Annotated in this window: 1 protein-coding gene; it reads left to right on the forward strand. The window is 66.6% G+C overall.

The window, feature by feature from the left end; genetic code table 11:
* Positions 1–335: aconitase family protein (locus PZH32_RS12005; RefSeq protein WP_275208488.1), on the forward strand; the 335-nt coding region annotated here is incomplete at both ends.

Consider the following 335-nt stretch of genomic DNA (forward strand, 5'->3'; position numbering starts at 1 on the left):
ACACCTGCACCTACGGTGCCCTGGGCGCCCTGTCCACGGGCATGGGCTCCACCGATGTGGGCGTGGGCATGGCCACGGGCCAGGCCGGGTTCAAGGTGCCCGAGACCATTAAGTTCGTCATCGACGGGCAACTGGCCCCGGGCGTGACGGGCAAGGACGTCATCCTGCATATCATCGGCATGATCGGCGTGGACGGTGCGCTGTACACGGCCATGGAGTTCACGGGCAGCGCTATCGAGTCCATGCCCATGGACGAGCGCCTGTCCATCTCCAACATGGCCATCGCGGCCGGCGGCAAGGCGGGCCTGATCCCGGTGGACGACATTACCCGTGCC

It is taken from the genome of Adlercreutzia equolifaciens (genome assembly GCF_029076695.1).
GTDB lineage: Bacteria > Actinomycetota > Coriobacteriia > Coriobacteriales > Eggerthellaceae > Adlercreutzia > Adlercreutzia equolifaciens_A.